Source organism: Verrucosispora sp. SN26_14.1, from assembly GCF_004307965.1.
In the GTDB taxonomy this organism is placed as follows: Bacteria; Actinomycetota; Actinomycetes; order Mycobacteriales; family Micromonosporaceae; genus Micromonospora.
In genome coordinates this window covers 1-3,195 of sequence record NZ_SISL01000584.1, presented here as the reverse complement: position 1 = coordinate 3,195, position 3,195 = coordinate 1, and the positions used below count along the sequence as shown (strand labels likewise).

General features: G+C 74.1%; 4 protein-coding genes. All 4 read right to left on the bottom strand.

Annotated features, from left to right (window positions below; translation table 11 throughout):
* Window positions 1-1,287: FtsX-like permease family protein (locus EYA84_RS29475; RefSeq protein WP_236146029.1), on the bottom strand; the 1,287-nt coding region annotated here is incomplete at its 3' end.
* Window positions 1,284-2,030, bottom strand: a complete 747-nt coding sequence (locus tag EYA84_RS29470) for an ABC transporter ATP-binding protein (RefSeq protein WP_131057335.1) — start codon at window positions 2,028-2,030, stop codon at window positions 1,284-1,286. The genes EYA84_RS29475 and EYA84_RS29470, both read right to left, overlap by 4 nt.
* 59 nt (window positions 2,031-2,089) lie before the next feature.
* Entirely contained in the window at window positions 2,090-2,671 is a 582-nt protein-coding gene (locus EYA84_RS29465; RefSeq protein ID WP_131057331.1) for a PadR family transcriptional regulator, read from the bottom strand.
* Between the two features lie 85 nt (window positions 2,672-2,756).
* Window positions 2,757-3,155 carry a ferritin-like domain-containing protein gene (locus EYA84_RS29460; RefSeq protein WP_131057333.1) on the bottom strand — a complete coding sequence of 133 codons (399 nt, stop codon included), beginning with the start codon at window positions 3,153-3,155 and terminating at the stop codon, window positions 2,757-2,759.
* Window positions 3,156-3,195 lie beyond the last annotated feature (40 nt).

Genomic DNA, 3,195 nt, shown 5'->3' with positions numbered 1-3,195 from the left:
GCGTCGGCCGGCGAGCCCGGCGACCACCTCCTGCCGGGCGGCGGTCCAGGCCGGCGCGAGCGCGGCCAGCACCCCGGCGAGTACGGCGACGAGTGCGATCACGCCCAGCGCCGCCGGCCAGACGCGGTACCCGGCGAAGCGGTGCTGGAAGACGAACTCCTCGACCAGCGGCCGGGCGGCGAACGCGGAGAGCACACCGAGGGCCACCCCGGCGGCGGCACCGATGCATCCGAGCAGCACGCCGTCGGCGAGCACCACCCGGCGGAGCTGAGCCGCGTCGCCGCCGGCCACCGCGACGAGTGCCAGCTCCCGCCGCCGTCGCCGGACCCCCACCGCGAAGGCCGGGCCGACCAGCAGCACCACCTCCAGCAGACCCAGTCCGCCGACCAGCACCCCGGTGCCGATCTCCTCCGCGCCCAGGCTGTTGCCGAGCGGACGGACCGCCTCCACCGGGCTCGACGGTGCGGAGACGCGGGCACCGACCACCACTCCGTTGCGGTTGAGGTGGCGGAACAGGTCCTCGGTCACCGGCCCGGGGAGGTCGACCAGGAACACGGTGTCGTGGTTCAGCGAGCCCGACGGTTCACCGGCGGAACGCAGGAACGCCATCGGCTCCAGCGACTCCGGGAGTTCGACCACACCGACGACGGTCCAGCTCCTCGTGCCGTCCCGGGCGTTGAGCACGCCCCCGACGTCGACGCCGAGGGTACGCCGAGCGGCCCGGTTCAGCGCGACCTCGTCGGCCTTTGTCGGCACCCGACCATCGTGGATCCGAACGAGGCCGGCGGCGAGCGGATCGGCGAGGTCGACCTCGGTGGCGGGTACGTCGTCGCGGGCCCGGGTGCCGTCCCGGAGGGGAAGCGGCAGCCAGCGGCGTACCGGGAGGACCCGGCTGTCCGCCGGGAGCAGCCGGAGGATGTCGTCCACGGTGACCGTCTCGGGGATCCGGTCCTCCGGCGCGTTCCACACGCTGCCGTCGGCGTTCTGGGTGACCGGCCCCTGGCTGACCACCCGCAGCTCCGCGTCGGCGTTGCCGAGCCGCTGCTCCATCTTCTCGGCGGGGTCGAGCCGGGCCATGTCCGCGCTGACCGCGACGAAGGACAGGGCCAGGACGGGCAGGACGATCATCGCCAGCACCAGAGCCGTACGCCCACGGGCCCGCGTCACCTCGCGGCGGGCGATCCGCAGCGCGGCCCGCCAGGAGCCCACCGTCTCGGCCAACCGGGTCCGGCGGGGCCGCTCGGGTGGGAGGTCGTGCACCGGCCGCGACTGGGGGCGGAGGGTCACCGAAGACTGCCGGAGAGCAGCGCGTCGACGCCGGCCAGCGGGGCGGTCGAGTCGACCGTCACACCGTCGCGCAGGAACACCACCCGGTCCGCCCAGGCGGCGTGCCGCGCCTCGTGGGTGACCAGCACACCGGCGGCTCCGGCGTCGACCCGGCGGCGCAGCAGCCGCAGGACGGCCTCACCGGTCTGCGAGTCCAGCGCTCCGGTCGGCTCGTCGGCCAGCACCAGACGTCTTTCGCCGACCAGCGCCCGGGCGATCGCGACGCGCTGCTGCTGGCCGCCGGAGAGCTGGTCGGGGAACCGGTCACCGAGTTCGGTCAGACCCACCTCGGTCAACGCGTCGAGCGCCAGCCGGCGGGCCCGCCGGACGCCCGCGCCGTCGAGTTCGAGGGGGAGGGAGACGTTCTCGGCGGCGGTCAGACTGCCGATGAGGTTGAGGTTCTGGAAGATGTACCCGATCCGGCGGCGGCGCAGCCGGGCCAGGCCACGCCGGTCCAGGGTGTGCAGCGGCTGTCCCTCGACGAGCACGTGACCGGTGGTCGGGCTGTCCAGCCCGCCGGCCAGGGTCAGCAGGGTCGACTTGCCGGAGCCGGAGGGACCCATCACGGCGACCAGTTCGCCGGGGCGGACGACCAGGCTCACCCCGCGCAGCGCGTGCACCGCGGCCGGGCCGCTGCCGTGGGTCCGGTGCACGTCCCGCAGCTCCAGCACGGCCTCCGGGACGGGCCCGGTGTCGTGGGGAATGCCGGAGTCGGATGTCGCGGCGGTGTCACGGGTACGCGACGTCTGCCGCTCGTCCGCGCTCACCGCCAGGCCTCCTCACCACTGCGGCCCGCCGCCTCGGGCAGTGGCGTCGGGCCGGGTGCCGGGGGGCGGTGCCGCACCAGGCTGCTCTCACAGTGGTCGAGCCATCGCACCTCCGCCTCGGCCTGGAAGACCATCGCGTCCAGCACCAGTCGCCATGGCAGGTCCTCGGGCCGGTCGCTGGAGTACTTCAACCGGGTCAGCTCCTGGAGTGTCCGCATCGTCGCGGTGCGCTGGGTCTGTACCACGGTACGAACGTCCACGCCCGGTGTGGTCAGCGCCAACGCCAGCTTGATCGCCAGTTCGTCACGGGGCCGGTCGTTGCGGCTGATCGGGGTGGCGAACCACAGCGTCAGGTCCGCCCGTCCGGCTTCGGTGATCTCGTACGGCCGCTGCCCGGCCTCGCTCTCCGGCAGCGACCGCACCAGCCCGTCCCGCTCCAGCCGGGACAGGGTGGTGTAGACCTGCCCGATGTTGAGCGGCCAGGTGGAGCCGGTCGACTCCTCGAAGGCGGCCCGGAGCTGGTAGCCGTACATCTGGCCACGTTCGAGCAGGGCGAGCAGGCCGTGACGGATGGACATGGAACGGGAGTATGCATACCTGGTATGCCATCCGCAACCGGTGCGGACCGTGACGCTGCCTACCCATCGACCGGGGTGGCGTCCCTCAGGCGGGGCGACCCGGGAACGGCACGGTCAGCGGGGTGGTGCCGGCGCTGCGCCGCCACCGTGTCGCCCGGACCGCGTAGTCGACCAGGGCGGCCAGGGCCCGCTCCCGCTCGGCGCCGGTGCTGACCGGCAGTGCCGCCCGCCAGAACGCCGCCGTCCGCTCCTCCACCTCGATCGCGAGCCGCAGCGCGCTGGCCCGGTCGGTCACCGGGAACGGCAGGGCGTAACCGGCCCGGTCCGGCGGCACCGTTCCGCCACCGGTGCTGATCTGCATCACCAGCGCGTCCCGCCGGCCCCGGTGGGCCGCCTCCGCGTCGGCGGCGGCCTTCCGATCGTCGCCGGTCAGGCGTACACCGATCGGGCCGTAGGCCCAGATGGCGGCGTACTCGGCGGTCAACGCCCCGGCGAGCGCCTCGCCCTGTCTCTTATAGACATGT